This window comes from Methanogenium sp. MK-MG (assembly GCF_009914725.1).
Taxonomy (GTDB): domain Archaea; phylum Halobacteriota; class Methanomicrobia; order Methanomicrobiales; family Methanomicrobiaceae; genus Methanogenium.
In genome coordinates this window covers 12772-30241 of the sequence record NZ_JAAAWJ010000022.1, presented here as the reverse complement: position 1 = coordinate 30241, position 17470 = coordinate 12772, and the positions used below count along the sequence as shown (strand labels likewise).

At 55.1% G+C, this 17470-nt stretch carries 21 protein-coding genes and 1 tRNA gene; 12 read left to right on the top strand and 10 right to left on the bottom strand.

Annotation, left to right across the window (positions count from 1 at the left end; all coding sequences use genetic code 11):
• Window positions 1-25 precede the first annotated feature (25 nt).
• From MKMG_RS05215 to MKMG_RS05195, 5 genes are all read right to left on the bottom strand, one after another.
• Window positions 26-868, bottom strand: coding sequence for a fumarate hydratase (locus MKMG_RS05215; RefSeq protein WP_165076358.1), 843 nt, complete (start codon window positions 866-868; stop codon window positions 26-28).
• A 91-nt stretch (window positions 869-959) separates the two neighbouring features.
• Window positions 960-1466, bottom strand: a complete 507-nt coding sequence (locus tag MKMG_RS05210; RefSeq protein ID WP_165076356.1) for a 50S ribosomal protein L16 — start codon at window positions 1464-1466, stop codon at window positions 960-962.
• A gap of 61 nt (window positions 1467-1527) precedes the next feature.
• The gene (locus tag MKMG_RS05205; protein WP_165076355.1) at window positions 1528-2289 is read right to left on the bottom strand and encodes an ABC transporter ATP-binding protein; all 762 of its coding nucleotides are present in this window, start codon (window positions 2287-2289) and stop codon (window positions 1528-1530) included.
• A gap of 5 nt (window positions 2290-2294) precedes the next feature.
• A complete protein-coding gene (locus tag MKMG_RS05200; protein WP_165076354.1) occupies window positions 2295-3092 on the bottom strand; it encodes an ABC transporter permease in 798 nt (265 codons plus the stop codon).
• 81 nt (window positions 3093-3173) lie between these two features.
• On the bottom strand, window positions 3174-4175 hold the full coding sequence (locus MKMG_RS05195) for an ABC transporter substrate-binding protein (RefSeq protein WP_165076353.1): 1002 nt from the start codon (window positions 4173-4175) through the stop codon (window positions 3174-3176).
• Between the two features lie 217 nt (window positions 4176-4392).
• Between MKMG_RS05195 and argH the strand changes: the two genes are divergently transcribed.
• The 9 genes from argH to MKMG_RS05150 all read left to right on the top strand — a co-directional run bounded on the left by argH (window position 4393) and on the right by MKMG_RS05150 (window position 13287).
• Window positions 4393-5874 (top strand): argininosuccinate lyase, encoded by a 1482-nt coding sequence (gene argH, locus MKMG_RS05190; protein WP_165076352.1) that lies wholly within the window; start codon window positions 4393-4395, stop codon window positions 5872-5874.
• A 2-nt stretch (window positions 5875-5876) separates the two neighbouring features.
• Window positions 5877-7094, top strand: a complete 1218-nt coding sequence (gatD, locus tag MKMG_RS05185) for a Glu-tRNA(Gln) amidotransferase subunit GatD (protein WP_165076361.1) — start codon at window positions 5877-5879, stop codon at window positions 7092-7094.
• Window positions 7094-8932: a Glu-tRNA(Gln) amidotransferase subunit GatE gene (gatE, locus tag MKMG_RS05180; protein ID WP_165076351.1), complete on the top strand. Its 1839-nt coding sequence runs from the start codon at window positions 7094-7096 to the stop codon at window positions 8930-8932. Before gatD ends, gatE begins: the two co-directional genes overlap by 1 nt.
• A 68-nt stretch (window positions 8933-9000) precedes the next feature.
• Entirely contained in the window at window positions 9001-9288 is a 288-nt protein-coding gene (locus tag MKMG_RS05175) for a DUF5350 domain-containing protein (protein ID WP_165076350.1), read from the top strand.
• Window positions 9289-9357: 69 nt separating this feature from the next.
• Window positions 9358-9714, top strand: coding sequence for a hypothetical protein (locus MKMG_RS05170; RefSeq protein WP_165076349.1), 357 nt, complete (start codon window positions 9358-9360; stop codon window positions 9712-9714).
• A complete protein-coding gene (locus MKMG_RS05165; RefSeq protein ID WP_165076348.1) occupies window positions 9701-10228 on the top strand; it encodes a nitroreductase family protein in 528 nt (175 codons plus the stop codon). The genes MKMG_RS05170 and MKMG_RS05165 overlap by 14 nt, the downstream gene beginning before the upstream one ends.
• Window positions 10229-10243: 15 nt before the next feature.
• A complete protein-coding gene (locus MKMG_RS05160) occupies window positions 10244-10585 on the top strand; it encodes a DUF555 domain-containing protein (RefSeq protein ID WP_165076347.1) in 342 nt (113 codons plus the stop codon).
• Window positions 10582-11472, top strand: a complete 891-nt coding sequence (locus tag MKMG_RS05155) for a carbohydrate kinase family protein (RefSeq protein WP_165076345.1) — start codon at window positions 10582-10584, stop codon at window positions 11470-11472. Before MKMG_RS05160 ends, MKMG_RS05155 begins: the two co-directional genes overlap by 4 nt.
• Window positions 11473-11532: 60 nt before the next feature.
• Window positions 11533-13287 (top strand): DUF2070 family protein, encoded by a 1755-nt coding sequence (locus MKMG_RS05150; RefSeq protein WP_254059092.1) that lies wholly within the window; start codon window positions 11533-11535, stop codon window positions 13285-13287.
• Window positions 13288-13314: 27 nt separating this feature from the next.
• On the opposite strand, the gene MKMG_RS05145 is transcribed toward MKMG_RS05150, so the two are convergent.
• On the bottom strand, window positions 13315-13539 hold the full coding sequence (locus MKMG_RS05145) for a hypothetical protein (protein WP_165076344.1): 225 nt from the start codon (window positions 13537-13539) through the stop codon (window positions 13315-13317).
• 153 nt (window positions 13540-13692) lie between these two features.
• Window positions 13693-14013, bottom strand: coding sequence for a hypothetical protein (locus MKMG_RS05140; RefSeq protein WP_165076343.1), 321 nt, complete (start codon window positions 14011-14013; stop codon window positions 13693-13695).
• Window positions 14014-14133: 120 nt separating this feature from the next.
• Here MKMG_RS05140 and MKMG_RS05135 point away from each other — a divergent pair, with 120 nt between their 5' ends.
• The 3 genes from MKMG_RS05135 (at window position 14134) to MKMG_RS05125 (ending at window position 15451) form a co-directional block, all read left to right on the top strand.
• Window positions 14134-14325, top strand: a complete 192-nt coding sequence (locus tag MKMG_RS05135; RefSeq protein WP_165076341.1) for a hypothetical protein — start codon at window positions 14134-14136, stop codon at window positions 14323-14325.
• A gap of 159 nt (window positions 14326-14484) precedes the next feature.
• The gene (locus MKMG_RS05130; RefSeq protein WP_165076339.1) at window positions 14485-15039 is read left to right on the top strand and encodes an Hsp20/alpha crystallin family protein; all 555 of its coding nucleotides are present in this window, start codon (window positions 14485-14487) and stop codon (window positions 15037-15039) included.
• A 327-nt stretch (window positions 15040-15366) separates the two neighbouring features.
• A tRNA-Leu gene (locus tag MKMG_RS05125) sits at window positions 15367-15451 on the top strand.
• Between the two features lie 124 nt (window positions 15452-15575).
• On the opposite strand, the gene MKMG_RS05120 is transcribed toward MKMG_RS05125, so the two are convergent.
• The 3 genes from MKMG_RS05120 to MKMG_RS05110 all read right to left on the bottom strand — a co-directional run bounded on the left by MKMG_RS05120 (window position 15576) and on the right by MKMG_RS05110 (window position 17305).
• Window positions 15576-16070: a hypothetical protein gene (locus MKMG_RS05120; protein WP_165076337.1), complete on the bottom strand. Its 495-nt coding sequence runs from the start codon at window positions 16068-16070 to the stop codon at window positions 15576-15578.
• Window positions 16067-16651, bottom strand: a complete 585-nt coding sequence (locus MKMG_RS05115; RefSeq protein ID WP_165076335.1) for a nucleotidyltransferase domain-containing protein — start codon at window positions 16649-16651, stop codon at window positions 16067-16069. The genes MKMG_RS05120 and MKMG_RS05115 overlap by 4 nt, the downstream gene beginning before the upstream one ends.
• Before the next feature lie 240 nt (window positions 16652-16891).
• On the bottom strand, window positions 16892-17305 hold the full coding sequence (locus MKMG_RS05110; protein WP_165076334.1) for a DUF3427 domain-containing protein: 414 nt from the start codon (window positions 17303-17305) through the stop codon (window positions 16892-16894).
• Window positions 17306-17470: the final 165 nt, after the last annotated feature.

Genomic DNA, 17470 nt, shown 5'->3' with positions numbered 1-17470 from the left:
TCTCCCAGGGGCGTCTTCAGGCTGGTCATGGATAGTTCACCTCAACGGTGGCCCGGCGTGCGGCCCAGCACTGGACATTGAGTGCGACGGGGAGAGAGGCGGTGTGGCATCCGGCCTCACGTATCCGCACCCCCAGACAGGTCGTCTCTCCGCCCAGCCCCATCGGACCGATGCCGAGGGCGTTTGCGGCGTCATATATCTCCTGTTCGAGTCCGTTCATCTCCCCCAAGGGTGTCAGGAGCGCCTCTTTTGCGAGGGCCGTCGCCCCGTCTGCGGTGGAGCCGATGCCGATGCCCAGTATGACGGGGGGGCAGGGTTTTCCACCGGCACGCATGATGGTCTCCGTGATGAAGCGTGTTATCTCCCCTGTCTCCGAGGGCAGAAACATCTTCAGTGCGGAGATATTCTCGGAACCGGCACCTTTCGGGAGTACAGTGAGGCTGAACGTCTCTCCCGGTGTGATATGCACCGCAGGCATGCCCATGCCGCAGTTGTCGCCCGTATTCTCCCGCGTGCGTGGAGAGACGACGTTGGGGCGGAGTGGAATCTCTGCTGTCGCCTGCCGCACACCGTCCTGCACGCCTTCGGTGATGGCAGCGGTGAACGGGACGTTTGGTGGTATGGTGATGTAGAAGACAGGGACGCCGGTGTCCTGGCAGATAGGGACATTCTCTCTCTCAGCGGTGCTGATGTTTTCAAATATCGCTTCCAGTTCACTGCGGGCAACCGGGTTGTCCTCTGCGGCATACGCTCTCTCAAGTGCTGCTGTAACATCACCCGGCAGGTGTATCTCTGCCTCTCTCAGCGCATCTGTCGTTGCCTGTGCAACGGCTCTGCGCAGCCTCTCCTGATCGGTAAATTCGGTCATGAATATTCTTCCCATCTCTTATCTGTCTGTTGAGATGTACAATGCGATGGTGAAAAAAGTATATGCCCCCTGTGGGGGGGAATATCTGCTATTATTCTTTTCTTTCGATGACGACTCTGCCGGGTGACGGAAGCTTCTGGATGCCGTGCTTCATGATCACCTTCACCTTATCGACGTTTGCCTCGGTGGTGTAGCAGGTGAAGATCTTCTGGTTTGCCTCGACACGTGCCGCACTGCTCACGGGTTTGCCGAATGCCGCTCTCATGCCCTGTGAGACACGGTCAGCACCGGCACCGGTTGCCTGCTTGTTCTCACGGAGAACGTGGTGCGGGTAGGTGCGCAGCTTGAGGTGGAAGTTCATTCTGCCGATATCCTTGATGAGCTTACGGTTAACGTTAATGCGGGCTGCTTCCATTGCGGTATGGCGGATCTGGCATTTCTCATCAACCTGTATTGAGACGGCAACCGGGAAATCAGCCTGAAGATTTCCCATATCGAACTGCACAACTTTGCTTCCGGGTACGCCGCCCATATATTTTCGGCGAGTGTATGCCCTCTTTGTGACAGATCTGTACATTACTGCGGGTTTTCGGACCATTGCTTGTGACTCCTCTATGAATAAATGCGCTATAAAAAATGGAAATATATCCTTATATAACTTACCGAATAGTTGCGCTCATTTCCATCGTTTTCAGTATATGTTTGCGCAACTCGCCAAATTCTGGTGCGGTGCGGTCACGCAAACGTGGCAGATCAACCGGAATGACCTCTTCAATTCTGCCGGGCCCCGGGCTCAGGATGATGATTTTATCCGCAAGAAACACGGCTTCGTCCACGCTGTGCGTCACAAAGATCACGGTCTTCTGCGTCTCGGCCCATATCTCCAGGAGTTCGCGCTGCATCACATTGCGGGTCTGTGCGTCCAGTGCGCCGAAGGGTTCGTCCATTAAAAGCACCTTGGGATCGTTTGCAAGAGCCCGTGCAATGGCGACACGCTGGCGCATGCCTCCCGAGAGTTCGTGCGGGTAGGCATCCCTGAACTGTTCCAGATGGATGATCTTCAGGTATTTCTCCGCCGTCTGTCGGCGCTCTGCCTTCGGGATGCCCTGCATCTCCAGGCCGAATGCGATGTTGTCGATGACACTCTTCCACGGGAAGAGGGAATACTCCTGAAAGACCATGCCGCGGTCGGTATCCGTTCCCGTGACAGGCACCCCGTCAAGGAGAATCGAGCCTTCTGTGCTGGTCTCAAGCCCTGCGATGATACGCAGCAGGGTGGTCTTTCCGCACCCGGACGCACCGACGATGCAGATGAACTGCTTATCTTCGATATCCAGGTTCACGTCTTTGAGGGCGACGGTCGGTTCCCCTTCGTCGCGCGCAAAGACCTTGGTTACATGCTGAACTGAAACAACTGCCATCCTCATCACTCCATATTGTCCTGCCAGCGGACGGTCTGCTTGTGTACGTAATGCCGGAAGAGGATGTCAATGACGATGCCGATGACACCGAGAACCAGCATATAGACGACCACACTGTCCATCTGGTGCAGGTTATAGTAGGTCCAGAGGTTCTTTCCCAGCCCGTATTTGCCGGTGCCTGCACCGAATATCTCGGCACCGACAAGGCACATCCAGCCGATGCCCATGGAGACGCGGATGCCTGCCGTGATCTCGGGGATGGCCGAGGGAAATCCTATCTTCCTGATCAAAGAGATGTCCTTTGTGCAGCCGAGCACCTTCCCCGCCTCGATGAATACCTTCGGCACATTGCGAAATCCGGTGTAGGTATTGATGATGACGGGAAATATGGCACCGATAAAGATGATGAATCCTGCAGCGGCATGCGTGAGCCCGAACCAGATGATGGCAAACGGGATCCACGCCAGGGGCGGTATGGGGCGGATGATCTCAACAATCGGGTTTAATGCGATGTCGATGTCACGGAACCAGCCCATGCAGACTCCGGTCGGTATGCCCACCAGGAGTGCTGCTGCCATGCCAATCAGAAAGTGATACAGACTCACCACGATGTCTTCGGGAAGGGTGCCCCGCGGGCCGAACATGTCTTTTACGAAGGCGCTGACAACCTCGGTGAAACTGGGCAGTTTAAACGTGTTCCCGACCACATAGACGGCAACAATCTGCCATATGATGATCACCACTGCAATCGATGTGAGCGGTATCAGAATGTTCCGGTAGGAGTTTTTTTTCTTTGTACGCATGGGTGAGTGCTCCACGGTGCGTGCCGGGAATATACTGTTCCCGGTCTGTTCTCAAGAATAGTGCAGGCAGGGAAAAAAAGGTTAGGCTTCTGTTGCCTTCCGGTAGAAGGACAGATCAAATATTTCATCCTCGGTGAGCGGATGGTCGATGTAGCCGAGGTCTGCCTGTATCCGGGTGTAGTCAACAACAGATACGATGATGGTGGAAGGGTCGGTGACCCAGCGTCCGTCCCATGTGGCAAACGAGTCCTCGATGACTGCCATGTCCACCTTGTTCATGTCATGGTATATCTGTGCGGACTCGTTCTGGTTTGCGATGACATACTCTGTTGCCCTGATGTGGGTCTTTACAATCTGCTCCACCATGTCAGGGTGGTTGCGGATGAGGTCGCCTGAGACAACGAGGGCGCAGCAGGCATGGTCTTTTTCCATATCACCTGACTGCACGGCAATGTATCCGTTTCCTTCAGCGACGATGGTGGCGGGTGCCGGGTGCGGCAGGAATACTGCATCGACAGCTCCCTCTGATATGGCAACGGTGGCATCCCCGGGGCCCATCGGGCGGATGTCCACGTCGGTGTCAGGGTCAATGCCGTTTGACTGGAGCCAGCCGCGCAGGAGGGTGTCCTGAATGGTGCCCGACGGGAAGGTGGCGATGGTGAGCCCCTTCAGGTCTTCGGGGCCGGTGTAGTTAACTTCGGGCCGGACAACGATGTCGGAACCCTGTACCTGCACGGCAGCGACTATCTTTGCGTCAAGGCCGGTGGCAAGCGCTGATATGACAGGGGCAGCACCCACGTATGCGACATCGATGTCACCTGCGAGCATGGACTGCATCTCAGGTGCGCCGGTCGGGAATTTGTGGTCTTCAATGTCTTTGATGCCGAAGGGGGCAAGGTCTGCTGCCCACCAGCCCTTCTCCTTTGCGACCATGTATGCAACCTGATGGGTTGACGGCTGGTAGCCGAAGGAGATGTAGTCTTTTTCGGTTTCTGTACTGCTGCCGGTGTCGGTGCATCCGGCGACAAGCAGCACTGCTGCAATGGCACAGATGGCCAGAATGAATATTCCTTTTGATTTCATATGCGTTCTCCTGATGTAGGTGATCGATCATATAATTGTTTCCTGTGTATTATTAAATTCATTCCATTCTGAACGGATCTTTGCCCGCATGTGTCCGATATGTTGCATCATCTGACAAAAAAGGGGTGGCTGACGGGCGGCCGGAGGCATATTTCCTGAAAATGCATTGCTTTAACATTTTTCATTTCGTATACCATAGGCAGGAGTTTATTGAAAAATGTCGAGCGATCCGGTGAGGAGGGGGCGGCTTGCGGGCGGACGGCCCGCAGAAGTGGCTGCCTTCCTCTCGTCAATGGATGCAGACCGGTGGATTGCTGATGCCGATATCAGGGTGGATATTGCCCATCTCCTGATGCTGGATCAGCAGGAGATCATCGAACGGGATGCGTCATCAGCGGTCATGGCCGCACTGCTTGGGATGTATGAACACGGTGTGCCGGAGACCGTCTTTGACGACGAGTATGAGGATGTGCACGCCGGTATTGAGGCCTGCCTTATCGCTGCCTCCGGCATGGATAAGGGCGGACGGCTGCACATGGGACGGTCGCGCAATGATGAGGTGGCGACCTGTATCCGTATCCGCCTGCGTGAAGAACTGCTCGCACATATGGCAGGGCTCTCCTCACTGCGTGCGGCGCTCTTAGAGCAGGCGGAGAGGCACACCGAGACGGTGATGCCGGGATTTACCCATCTCCAGCATGCCCAGCCGACCACACTCGGGCATTATCTGCTCGCGTATGAACAGGCACTCTCCCGTGACTTTGAGCGTCTGTGGGATGGCTATGGCCGGGTGAACCGCTCACCTCTCGGTGCAGCGGCGTTTGCCTCCACCGGCTACCCGATTGACCGGGAGATGACCGCCGGACTGCTGGGTTTCCCGGAACTGGTGCTCAATACGATGGATGCGGTCTCGGCACGTGATTTTGTGATTGAGACCACGGCTGCCTGCACGATTCTCATGTCCACTCTTTCCCGTATGGCAGAGGAGATTGTGCTCTGGAGCTCTGCCTTTGTCAGGTTTGTGACACTGGACGATGCATACTGTTCGACAAGCTCCATTATGCCACAGAAGAAGAACCCGGACACCGCAGAGATCATGCGGGGCAAGAGCGGTGTCGTTGCAGGCAGCTTTACAGCGGCGTTTACCGCCGTGAAGGGGCTGCCCATGAGCTATAACCGCGACCTGCAGGATGTGACGCCCTCCCTATGGCGGGCAGTCTCAGAGTCCGGTGCCTGTATCGGCATTGCAGCCGGCATCATCAGCACCGCCACCTTCCACCCCGACAGGATGCGTGAAGAGGCGGGCCGGGGCTTTTCAACGGCCACCGAACTGGCGGATGTGCTGGTGCGGGAGTTTGGTCTGCCGTTCCGGGCGGCCCACAATATCATTGGGCGTGCGATACGCAGCAGTGTCATTGATCTTGCCGTCCTTGAAGCGGCGGCACAGGAGCTCTCCGGCATCTCCCTTGTGGAGCGGGGGCTGACCGGGGAGCGGATTTCAGATGCACTGGATGTGGATGTGAGTGTGCGTATGCGCAGTGCACCCGGTGGCCCGGCACCGGAGACGGTGGCAGAGGCAATCGCCATACAGCACGCGGCACTCGAAGATGACCGGATCTGGGTCCGGTCAGAAGAAGGACGTCTGCAGGCAGCAGAGGATGAAATGATCCGTGAAGCACGGAGACTGGTTGACGAATGATGATGGAATCAGGAACACGGGTGACCTGCAGATATGCAGGCACTGACCAGACAGCGACCTACATCACCGACCGCGACGGCATGGCGGTCATTAAACTGAACAGCGGATACAATATCGGTGTGGACCCGGCATGCCTGACCGTGGTCGCATTGCCGGAGAGAGCAGAGGCAGTGGGGGTGACGGTCGAACAGGACCCTTCCCTCCCGCAGCTCTCCATCATATCCACCGGCGGGACGATTGCCAGCCGCGTGGACTACCGGACGGGTGCTGTCACCAGCCAGTTTACGGCGGACGACATTATGCGGGCCATTCCCGGTCTTGCTGATATCGCACAGTTCCGCTCAGAGGTGCTGGCAAGCATCCTCTCGGAGAATATGACGCCTGCCATATGGCAGACGCTGGCAAAGAGCATTTTTACAGAGATAAAGAACGGTGCCGAGGGTGTCATCGTAACCCACGGCACCGATACCATGGCCTACTCGGCCGCGGCCGTCTCCTTTATGCTGGACACACCGGTGCCTGTGGTCTTTGTCGGCTCCCAGCGCTCCGCCGACCGGCCGTCGAGTGACAATGTCATGAACGGCCTGGCGAGTGCGGCGGCAGCGACATCAGACCTCGGCGAGGTGGCAGTGGTGATGCATGCGTCCACCAATGACGACGCCTGTGCCATCCACCGCGGGACACGGGTGCGCAAGATGCACACCTCGCGGCGTGACGCCTTCCAAAGCATCGGTCAGGCACCCATCGGGACGGTGGCCTATCCCTCGCTCGATGTCTCCCTTACGAAGGATGCCGTGCGCAGGCGGCCGGAGACCGAACCCGTGCTCTCCCCGAAGCTCGAGGAGAAGGTCGGCCTGTCCACCTTCTATCCCGGCATGCACCCCGATCTGATCCGTGCCTTCGAGGGATACCGTGGTCTGGTGGTCTCGGGCACCGGTCTGGGTCATACCTCCGCTCCGGTGATCGAGGCGCTGCGTTCGCTGACGGATGCGGGCACGGTCGTTGTCATGACATCCCAGTGCCTCAGCGGCCGCGTCTGTGACCGTGTCTATGACACCGGTCGTGACCTCTTAGCCGCAGGAGTTGTCGAAGGGGACGAGATGCTGCCTGAAGTGGCCTATGTCAAACTGATGTGGGTCCTCGGGCAGACAACGGATACCGAAGAGGCAGCCCGTCTGATGACAACATCCCTGAGGGGCGAATTCGGGAGGTGTCTCTGATGGCGGACTACGATTATGCCAAACTCGGCCTGAAGGCAGGTATTGAGATTCACCAGCAGCTCGACACACGGGAGAAACTCTTCTGCCACTGTCCGACCGTCCTGCGGGATGCAGAGGAGCACAACGCTGAGTTCTTCCGCTATCTCCGTGCGACGGTATCCGAGATGGGTGAAATCGACCGGGCGGCCCGCGAGGAGATGATGGTCATGCGCCCGTTCACCTACTACGCGTATGACACCACCTGTCTTGTTGAAAATGACGAGGAACCCCCGGCACCCCTCAACCCCGAGGCGCTGGCACTCTCACTGACCATTGCCAGGATGATGGGCATGACGCCTGTCGAACAGGTGCATGTGATGCGCAAACTGGTCATCGATGGCTCCAATACGAGCGGGTTCCAGCGCACCGGTATGGTGGCGCTCAACGGTTCGCTGCCCACGGGAGAGCGGATCGAGTCCATCTGTCTCGAAGAGGAGGCCGCCCAGCGTATTGAGGATCAGCTCTTCTCCCTTGACCGTCTGGGCATCCCTCTTGCCGAGATCACCACCGCCCCTGACATGCACACGCCTGAAGCGGTGAAGGCGGTGGCCGCCTACATCGGTATGCTGCTGCGGTCAACGATGCAGGTGAAACGCGGCATCGGCACCATCCGGCAGGATGTCAACGTCTCCATACGCGAGGGCGCCCGTGTCGAGATCAAAGGCGTGCAGGAACTCCGGCTGATTGATGAAGTGGTCCGGCGCGAGGTGCAGCGTCAGGTGAACCTGCTTGCCATACGCGATGAACTTTTGGCACGCCATGCCTCGGTGGACGAGGAGACTCATGATGTGACGGCACTCTTTACAGAGACGGGCTCTGCCATACTGAAGCGGGCCAAGACGATTCACGCGGTATGCCTGCGGGGGTATGCCGGACTTGTGGGCCGGGAGATTCAGCCCGGCAGGCGTCTGGGCAGCGAGATGTCCGACTATGCAAAGAAGTGCGGTGTCGGAGGACTCTTCCACACCGACGAGCTGCCTGCCTACGGTGTCACCGAGGCGGAGGCTGCCAGCCTGAAAAAGGCCGTGGGTGCAGGGCCAAATGACTGTGTGGTGCTCGTCGCGGATGCCAGAAAGAAGGTTGTCTGTGCCATCGCACAGGTCAGAAGGCGTGCAGATATGGCCCGCGACGGCGTGCCCGAGGAGACGCGCAAGATGCTGGAGGAGGGCAGCTCGGCATATATGCGCCCCCTGCCCGGTGCGGCCCGTATGTATCCGGAGACCGATGTGCTGCCGGTGACGGTCACAGATGCGTACTATGATGCCCTCGTTTTGCCTGAACTGCTCTCGGATAAGGCCGACCGGTATGTGCGGGATATGGGGCTGGACGCGTCCATTGCCCGCCAGATGGTCTACTCCCGGCAATGCCAACTCTTTGATGAGGCGGTCAGCCGGGGCGTGAAGTCCACGCTGGCGGCGCACACCCTGCTGGGCACGCTGAAGGAACTCTCGCGTGACAGTGCTGATGTTGCAGCAGTGCCGGGAGAGGCGCTCGTTGACCTGCTGCTCCGGGTGGAGGCGGGCACGGTGGCAAAGGAGGCCATACCGCCTGTTATCCGTGCCCTCTCGGAAGGGCAGGATATCGATACGGCCATCAATGCGGTGGCACCGTCGGTGAGTCGTGAAGAGGTGCGGGCCATCATCTGCAAAACGATTGCAGAGCGTGAGGCATTTGTCCGTGAACAGGGCATGCGTGCGGTGGGCCCCCTCATGGGGGTCGTGATGAAGGAGCTGCGTGGACGTGCGGACGGAAAGGTCATATCCGAACTGCTGAAAGAGGAAGTGGGGAGGATTGCCTGAGGGGTGTGACCCCCTCCTCTCGGTTACATTTATCAGTTTTCCTGTGTTAATTAGTAGGGAGTTGTTCTATGGGAAAAACTGGTACCACAACATGGACGCAGATTAAAAGCGTAAAGGGTCAGGTCAGACTTGTCCCGGCAAAGGAGGCCAATTATAAGAAACCCGGTCCAAACCAGCGGTTTAAGACCGGTAACCAGCTCAAGAAAGCCCTGAAGGCAACACAGGATGATGGCCGCAGGGGCGGCCGCGGTGGACGCGGCGGGCGTGGTGGAGCACGTGGCAGAGGCCCGGAGAATGATCCCCGGTTCCGCAGGAGAATTCGCCGTTCCCCCGCCTCCATCAAAGGGTCCAAATAGATAATATTGATAGCGGGGTGAGACTACTCACCCCTCCCGTTTTTATATGAGATTATGGTAGGTTTTGTGATGAATGCAAAAAAAGCAGTTGCAGAGTATCAGTTTTCTGAGCGGTCAAAGTCTGAACTTATCGCCGCATCACAGATTGTTGCAACATTATACGATTATAAAGGTGCAGAGAAGGTCGCTGCAAAACGCGTGACGACGAACTTTCTGGAACTGTTCCGGTCGAATCTGATGCAGGGATTCAATATGACAAAGAACACAAATTTCCAGAAGGCGGCAGACTGTGTGAGTGAGGCCGTCTCCCGCATTGAGGCAGACGAGTTCGACGGGGCAGCCCAGAAGCTTGGTGATGCAGTAAGCTTTACCACAACTCCCGCACAGGAAGCCTGGGGATTCCTTTCCGAACATGGATTCCTCTGAATTTTTAGGATTTTTGCGGACACGCTCATCTGTCCGTGAGTATTCAGATGAAGAACTGACATCTGAAGAGATTGCAGCAGTCATACTCCCGGCGGAGCGGGCCCCATCGGCGGGCAACCGTGAGGCATGGGATGTTGTTATTGTAACAGACGAGAGTGTCAGGGAAGGTCTCTCTGACGCGGCGTATCAGCAGCAGCACCTGCTTCAGGCACCCTGTGTCTTTGTGGTCTGTGCAAACTATGTGCGTTCGATGTCGCAGTATGGGGAGAGAGGCATTCTCTATGCGGTGCAGGACGCAACCATCGCTGCGACTTATATGATGCTCGGGGCGCATGCGGCAGGTCTGCATACCTGCTGGACAGGCGCCTTTGATGAGGAGGCGGTCCGTGAAGCACTGGGACTGCCTGAACATATCCGTCCGCTGGTCCTGCTTGCGGCAGGCAGGGGTCATCTGCCCCCGTCATACGCAGGCAGGATGCCCATCGGCGAGCATCTGCACGAAAATATCTGGTAAAAAAGGTAATAAAAAATGACTGACTACCGCGTTACACTGGAGTCCGGATGGGTTATCCGCGATGTGGATACCCTTGACGATGCCATTGGCATTGCCATATCCGAGGCTGGAAAACGGCTGAACCCACGGGCTAAGTTTGTTGAGATTGAGATCGGACAGGCCATCTGCCCCTTCTGTGAAGAGGAACTGAACAATGCCCTCATTGTGGCAAACATTGCACTGGTGGGACTCTCGCTTGAGATGAAGGTCTTCAAGGCAGAGTCTGAAGCGCATGCAGTGGGCATTGCAAAGTCTGTGATCGGACAGTCACTGCGTGACATTCCGCTGAAGGTCCTTGAGGTTGAACTGATCGCATGATCTCGGTTGTGGGTCACACCACCACTGATCATCTCTTTACGGTTCCCGAACTGATTGCAAAGAACCATTCTACGTTTATTACCGCACACAAGGTCTTCTACGGCGGCGGTGCGGCAAATATTGCAGCGGGCATTGCCATGCTGGGCGGTGTCGCTGAACTGGTCACAGCCGTCGGGGGCGATTTTGCCGGGAGCGAGTATGATCACTGGCTGACGAAACTCGGTGTATTACGGCGGTTTATTGTAAAACCGGAGATGCACTCTTCGACCTGCTATCTCTTCAATGACGGGACGGATGATCAGATCACCTACTTTGAGTGGGGGGCATCCGAGGCGCTCAACGATGCCGAGGCACCGGTCCTGGACCGTGTGCATCTGGCGCCGAGCGAGCCTGATTTCTGTGTGCGTGTGGCAGAGAAGGCGTCCTGGGTCTCGTTTGATCCGGGCCAGGACCTGGTGCGTTTTTCCCGTGACCAGATCGCCGGAATACTGCAGCGAACAGACCTGCTCTTTGTGAACCGTCACGAGGCCGAGGGCATCTGTGCCATCGGGGGTTTCTCCCGTGAAGCACTGATTGCCATGGTGCCGCGTGTGATAATAACCATGTCGGGTGACGGCAGTCTGCTCTACCAGGACGGAGAAGAGGTGCATGTGCCGGCGGTGCCGGTGACGCTCGCTGACCCGACGGGTGCGGGGGATGCCTTCCGTGCCGGGTTTTTGACGGCTGAAAAAAGGGGCTATGACCCGGTGACGGCGGTTGAGATAGGCACCACCGCGGCTTCATTTGTGGTGGAGAAGGCAGGCTGCCAGACCAATCTGCCTGACTGGGAACGGATGGCAGCACGCTACCGGACGCACTTTGGTGAACTTTCTGTGCCTGCGCCCTGAATGGAGAACAATACCATAAATAGGAACTGATCAAATCTACGATACTATATTTTATCCGGGGTGAAGAATCTGACAGAAAAAGGCGGAAATACTGCACTGGAAGACCTCTCCCGCTACATTTTTGCAGCGCCGGAGTGGCCGCGTTCGGTGGCAATTATGATCCTCCTGGGGATTGTCATCGACGGGGCCGGTTTTATCGGCGGGCGCAATTACCTGCTGATATTCGGGTTCTTCGGGTATGTGATCCCCGCACTCTTTGCCTTTGTCCTTACAAAGCCCTGTGTTGAAGTCGTCGGCGGCAAGATTACGTGGAACCGTTCGGCCCTGCTGGCGATGTCCTGCATGGTCTTCCAGGTGATCGTGAGTTTTCTGCTGTTGTTCCTGCCGTATCCGAACCTCTATCCCGTGCTCTTTGGAGTGGCGCTGGGTGTGGTCTTTGCCGTCCGGCTGATTGTGCTTGCAGGCATCGCCGATTACCGGATGAAGCGGATGGTGCCGGCGGCAGCCCTCCAGAGCATTGCGGCGGGAATGGCGGGCATGTTCTACTTCGGCATGGACTTTCTGTATTATGTGCTCTTTTTGCATCTGCTCTTCGGCTGCGGGGTGCTGCTCTTTCTCTGGCTGGTGGAACGGCCCCTGAAGAAGAACTTCCGCATCAGCGCCCTGCACTTCATCAATGCGTTCATTGCCCACAACACCGACGGCGACAAGGCGCTGGATGATTTCTTTATGGAGATAGGCGAGGATGTCTATGTCCAGCAGGCGTCTCTGTTTTTCAGCCGTGAGGGGAGGGGGGATATCACGTTTACGGTGCCGAACCTGCATCCCGGCCCGATGGGGGAGATTGGCGGGGCGAATCTGCCGAAGGTGCTCCATGATATGCTGGGTCCTGACACCTTTGTCGCCCACGGCTGTGCGACGCATGACTTTAACCTTGTTTCAGAGGGTGAAGTGACCCTGATGGCGGATGCAGTGCGGGCGTCCCGGCGGGATGCGGTCTTCTTTGCAGGGGCGACGGCTTCGCGGCGGTATACCTGCGGGACGGTTGATATCTGTGCACAGGGGTTTGGCGACACCCTGCTTTTAGTCGCGACCCGTTCGCCCGAGAAGACCGAGGACCTGGAGTATGCCATCGGTCTTGCGGTGATGGCGGAGTGCAGGGGCCGGTATGCACATGTCGCGTTTGTGGATGCCCATAACTGCATGGTCGATGTGACCGAACCGGTCGTCGCCGGGTCACTGACCGCCTATGAGTACTGGCAGGCAGCGCAGGCAGCGTCGGTCGGTTGTGCAGAGGAGTCTGTGTCTGCTTTTGAAGTGGGCTCAGGCCACCGGGCGGTGCCGTTCTCCCGCGAGGAGGGCTTTGGCGACCTGGGGATTATGGCGCTTGCTGTCCGCGTTGAGGATCAGCTGACGGCCTATGTGCTCTTTGACGGCAATAATGTGGAGCACGGTGTCCGCGAGGTGCTGCGTGAGCATCTGCTGACTGTGGTTGATGAGTGTGAGGTGATGACGACAGATTCGCATGTGGTGAATACGCTCTCCGGCAGGAACCCGGTGGGCTACCGCATCACGGCTGAGGAGATTATTCCCTATGTCGAAGACGCGGTGCGGGCAGCGATTGAGGACCTGGCACCGGCGGAGGCGGCAGGCGGCACCGGCTGGGTGGAGGGTGTGACGGTCTTCGGGTCAAACCGCATTTCACAACTGGCGAGTACCGTGAATGCGATGCTCACCTTTGTTGCCCCCCTTGGGGTGGCGATTCTGCTGTTTGCGTTCCTGCTCTCGCTGGTCGCGTATCTGGTGCTGTTGTAATCGTTCTCTTTTTTTGCACGGGTGGGACTAATACCCGTACTCCGTTGAGACGAATTCGATGAGGGAGGAGACGGAAGCGTGGGTGATGCTTGAGAGGGGCCGCTTTGCGGTCGGATCCATTCCGTATGTATGTTGGTTTTTTTCCGGTGCAGCAGGATATCCGTTCGCGATCTCATGCAGCGGTCTTATTACCAGTGTCTCGTTTGGATCGGGTATGAGAAGCGGTCGGGTGTCGGGTATGGATGTTGCCATGAAGATGACGGGGACATCTTCAATCCCCCGTTGCCGGGCTTTTGTGTCAATGATGGCATAGATGTCGTCCCGGGTTTTTTTGACGGTATCCGCCTCTTCCCAGATGCCGACGCAGATGGTTCCCAGGAGATCATAGCCATAGAGAATGACGGGTCATTTTGGAAAGTAATACGCCTTCATGTCGGACCAGGTATCGTTTACGATCTGTTTGGTCTCGTAGCGCCAGTCCCACATCGCCTTTTCATCGGGAATGTCTGCGATGACGCCGGTGGAGATGACGGTTCCGTCCCGGCCGTAGACCGGCACGTTCCCGTAACCGGCGATGAGGTCATCGGTGTAGGAGGCTGAAACCGACTGATACGTGCTCTTGCTCATGGAGTATCCGGAGACCGCCCCGGATAAGCTAACGATGATCAACAAGGCTGCGATTATTGCTATTACAAGGGGTAGCGTCTTTATTTTTTTCGTCATCATCAACTCCTGCCGGGATTTGATCAGCGGGCATTTCCTCCCTCCCTATTTTTCCCTTTGGTGTAAACGCTATAATAATATGGTATGTAATCGGTGGGATCATTCCGGTATGCGGAGGGGATTATGGTATGTCTGCCGGTGTGGGTGTTCGGCAGAGAGCAGCAATTTTCCGGTTATTTCCCTCTGGGGGTGTATGTTGTGCAGAAGTTTTTCCATCAATTCCAAAAACGGGATTTTATGGATATTTTAGCAAAAATACGGGTGATCTGTTGTCTGATTTTTCCGGTGAACAAACCTGTTAAATATGTTGAATGACATGATTGGGGTATCCTTGCGATATCCGGCCGGAACCGGTTTTTGCGTATGGCGATGGCACGTAGGTGATGAGTTGCGTATGGCGATGCCGCGTGGTTTATGCCATATCGTCTGTGCCACTTAGTTGATGTCGGGTATGCAGGGGAGGAGAGTGTGTATATGTTACGAAGACCCTACAGATGGTCAGTCTATGACGAGTTTGAAGAGATGAGGCGGGAGATGGATCAGCTCATGAACATGATGTCGCCGTCTTCTTTTTCTCCATTCTCTTCTTCTCTCGCCCTGCCGGAGTCAGAGCAGCGTGCCGAGATGGTGCCCCTCTTCCGGGAAGGGGTGCTGGGTGGGTTCCAGGTGGATGTGACCCAGGATGAAAATGAGGTCATTGTCGCTGCGGACATGATGCCGGGGATTGAAAAGGAGAATATATCGATGGAGCTGATCTCTCCCAAGGCGCTTGAAATAACCTGTGAGCGCAAGGAAGAACGCGAAGTGAAAGAGGGAATGCAGGGTGAGGAAGAAGAACAAGGAGAAGGAGAAAGGGGAGTGGGGAGGTATTACCTCCATGAGCGGAAGTACGGTTCAATCTCCCGCATCGTTCCCCTGCCGCATGCTGTGACCACCGAAGGCGCCAAGGCATCCTTCAGGAACGGTGTGCTGGAGGTCAGACTTCCGGCCAGAGTCCCCGAGACCAAACGGCGGATTGCGATTGAATGATTTGTCCTTTGGCTGAATGACCGAACGACCGAACGACTGAACGACCGAACGACTGAAATACTGAGTGAGTTGGAAGGAGTAGTGCCGGTATTAAGGTGGGAGTGTGAGGGAGGTTCGTCCAAATCATTCCTCCAAATCGCTCCTCCTGCAATTGACTGCGCGATCTGAATCCTTTTTCGCCGCTTTTTGCAGCTTTCATTCCATCACATTTTTAGCCCTGAAAAACAACGTATACTATCCGATGCTCCGGTATGACATAGACAGATGTGATGCATGGGGCGCACGGGACACACGGAAGACGTGTTTGTTCGTACGAATTATTTCTGTGCGAGGGTAGCCAAGCCAGGCCAAAGGCGCTGGACTTAAGATCCAGTTACGCAGGTATTCGAGGGTTCGAATCCCTTCCCTCGCATTTTTGGAAAATCTGTTATTTTGGACGTCAGGTTCCGGATGGATTGAAAATAACACCTGCACTCAGGATTTATGGTTCCAAAAATTCGGGCACCCCTTTGAACGTGAAGCTATGCCATCTTGTCTCACGGTTGGTTTCGGCCCTCATCAATCAGAATCATCAATGTCTTGCGCAATTCCTGTACCTGTTTTTCATCAAGTCCGTTGACAGCCGATTTGCATGTAACAAGAAACCGGGGTACACGTTTTGAAAGCGTACCGGAAAACTCCTCGGAAACCGTGGTTGTGACATAATACTGTGTTTCCACACGTGCCCGTCGTGCAGTCTCTACCAGATCACATTCATCGGGAGTGAAATACTCGTTGAGAAGATTCCGCATAATTTCAATGGTGCAGCTATGGTTTTCAGACCTGATCCCGATTTTCATAAGCAGTGAGTACAGGGAGAAATACAGAGAATAGTATCCGGTTGAGATCTTCCAGTCAAACGAGGATACGGAATGCATTGCCTCCAGGGCTTCTTCTGCCTTTATCTGGTATGCAGATGCAAGATTGTCATTCGGCTCGACAAGTCTGATGCCGTTTTTGATTCCGGCACACCACGCCAGTTTATCTCTCATGCGAGAACCTCCCGGACAAACGAATCCGCGTTCTTCCAGACGATATGGTTTTTCTTCACTTCTGTCAGGAGAGGATCGAATTGTTCCTGCGAAGCAAACGCTGTTTTTGGGTATACTATGGTATTAATTTCGATATGATACAGTTTTTCCAGTTTTTTCACTGCCTCTTCATCGGTGGTTCCTGCGATGAAGATGTCGATGTCGGAATCTTCTGTAGCGGTGCCGGTTGCGTAACTTCCGAAGAGAAGAACAATCCCTTCCGAAAACGCGGTGATTTTGTTCATAATTTCTGATATGTACGGCTCTTTTTCCAGAAAGCGGATTTTTTTATAGATCTCAGTCAGGGTAAAATACTGGATCGAAATCTCACCGGGTTTTATCCGGAAAAGTCGGATCTTACCACGTTTTGAGGATGAGAGCACACGTTTCTCTTCTAACCGGACAAGAATTGTCTGCGCCGTCCCGTGACTGAAAGGGAGATGGCGACACATTTCCCGGATATAATATTCATTATCATATCCGTTGGAAAATACGGAGAGTAGCATGAGGGTGTTGTCATTTATGTCCAATAGTTTAGACATATGTCTAATATATTAGACAATCAGATTTAGCTGTTGTGGCGGGGAAGAGCAGGGGATGTTTGGTTTATCCGCACAGGGTTTGGGGAACCGAAGCAGTGTCACGGGAGAATTCCTTTTCAAATTTTGGTTTTTCTGTGCGGGGGTTGCCGGGCCAGACCAGAGGTGCCGTAATCACACAAAATAGCGAAGAGCCCAAAAAATTATTTTAACGAAAATGATCCAGAGGTGAAGAACCTCATCTCATGAATCTGAAACGCCCAAATCCATTGCATGGAGATCAAATCTTTTCGGTTTGTCTCTTGAATGACTTACGTATTGGAATCTCCCGCAATATTTAAACGCATATTTCGGGTGTTCGTCCCTTTTTTCTCGATAAAACAGAATTATTTCATTGCCATCTTCTTCGTGGTCAAGAATCATTCCGTCTGTTCTCCCCGCAGTCTGCCCTTCAAATGTTAATTTTCGATCACTGAGATCATCATAGTAGTTGGTACGGTCTAAGGTTTTATTTTTCGTCACAAATAGCCAGACCGAAGAGTGGCCCTTCGGCTTGAATATCCCGTTATTTATTGTCGCATCCTCAATTTGAAACAATTTCTTGAGATCATTTCGAGAATAGAGTGAAAAAAGATTGAGCGACTCGGAGGTATTCATAATGGTAAATTAAGCGTTTTATATGATAATTCTTACAATTGCGATTTTTCCCGGAAAAACATCACCCCATTCTTGAACAAAGCTTTACCCTTCACACCATTTTCTGATGTGATATGACACCTCGATGGCGAACATTATTTTGGAGAACTACTGTACCCCCCGGCC

Excerpts from the sequence above, each read along its gene's own strand:
- MKMG_RS05215 (WP_165076358.1), bottom strand. The coding sequence starts at position 868 with ATGACCGAATTTACCGATCAGGAGAGGCTGCGCAGAGCCGTTGCACAG.
- MKMG_RS05210 (WP_165076356.1), bottom strand. The coding sequence starts at position 1,466 with ATGGTCCGAAAACCCGCAGTAATGTACAGATCTGTCACAAAGAGGGCA.
- MKMG_RS05205 (WP_165076355.1), bottom strand. The coding sequence starts at position 2,289 with ATGGCAGTTGTTTCAGTTCAGCATGTAACCAAGGTCTTTGCGCGCGAC.
- MKMG_RS05200 (WP_165076354.1), bottom strand. The coding sequence starts at position 3,092 with ATGCGTACAAAGAAAAAAAACTCCTACCGGAACATTCTGATACCGCTC.
- MKMG_RS05195 (WP_165076353.1), bottom strand. The coding sequence starts at position 4,175 with ATGAAATCAAAAGGAATATTCATTCTGGCCATCTGTGCCATTGCAGCA.
- argH (WP_165076352.1), top strand. The coding sequence starts at position 4,393 with ATGTCGAGCGATCCGGTGAGGAGGGGGCGGCTTGCGGGCGGACGGCCC.
- gatD (WP_165076361.1), top strand. The coding sequence starts at position 5,877 with ATGGAATCAGGAACACGGGTGACCTGCAGATATGCAGGCACTGACCAG.
- gatE (WP_165076351.1), top strand. The coding sequence starts at position 7,094 with ATGGCGGACTACGATTATGCCAAACTCGGCCTGAAGGCAGGTATTGAG.
- MKMG_RS05175 (WP_165076350.1), top strand. The coding sequence starts at position 9,001 with ATGGGAAAAACTGGTACCACAACATGGACGCAGATTAAAAGCGTAAAG.
- MKMG_RS05170 (WP_165076349.1), top strand. The coding sequence starts at position 9,358 with ATGAATGCAAAAAAAGCAGTTGCAGAGTATCAGTTTTCTGAGCGGTCA.
- MKMG_RS05165 (WP_165076348.1), top strand. The coding sequence starts at position 9,701 with ATGGATTCCTCTGAATTTTTAGGATTTTTGCGGACACGCTCATCTGTC.
- MKMG_RS05160 (WP_165076347.1), top strand. The coding sequence starts at position 10,244 with ATGACTGACTACCGCGTTACACTGGAGTCCGGATGGGTTATCCGCGAT.
- MKMG_RS05155 (WP_165076345.1), top strand. The coding sequence starts at position 10,582 with ATGATCTCGGTTGTGGGTCACACCACCACTGATCATCTCTTTACGGTT.
- MKMG_RS05145 (WP_165076344.1), bottom strand. The coding sequence starts at position 13,539 with ATGGCAACATCCATACCCGACACCCGACCGCTTCTCATACCCGATCCA.
- MKMG_RS05140 (WP_165076343.1), bottom strand. The coding sequence starts at position 14,013 with ATGATGACGAAAAAAATAAAGACGCTACCCCTTGTAATAGCAATAATC.
- MKMG_RS05135 (WP_165076341.1), top strand. The coding sequence starts at position 14,134 with ATGGTATGTCTGCCGGTGTGGGTGTTCGGCAGAGAGCAGCAATTTTCC.
- MKMG_RS05130 (WP_165076339.1), top strand. The coding sequence starts at position 14,485 with ATGTTACGAAGACCCTACAGATGGTCAGTCTATGACGAGTTTGAAGAG.
- MKMG_RS05120 (WP_165076337.1), bottom strand. The coding sequence starts at position 16,070 with ATGAGAGATAAACTGGCGTGGTGTGCCGGAATCAAAAACGGCATCAGA.
- MKMG_RS05115 (WP_165076335.1), bottom strand. The coding sequence starts at position 16,651 with ATGTCTAAACTATTGGACATAAATGACAACACCCTCATGCTACTCTCC.
- MKMG_RS05110 (WP_165076334.1), bottom strand. The coding sequence starts at position 17,305 with ATGAATACCTCCGAGTCGCTCAATCTTTTTTCACTCTATTCTCGAAAT.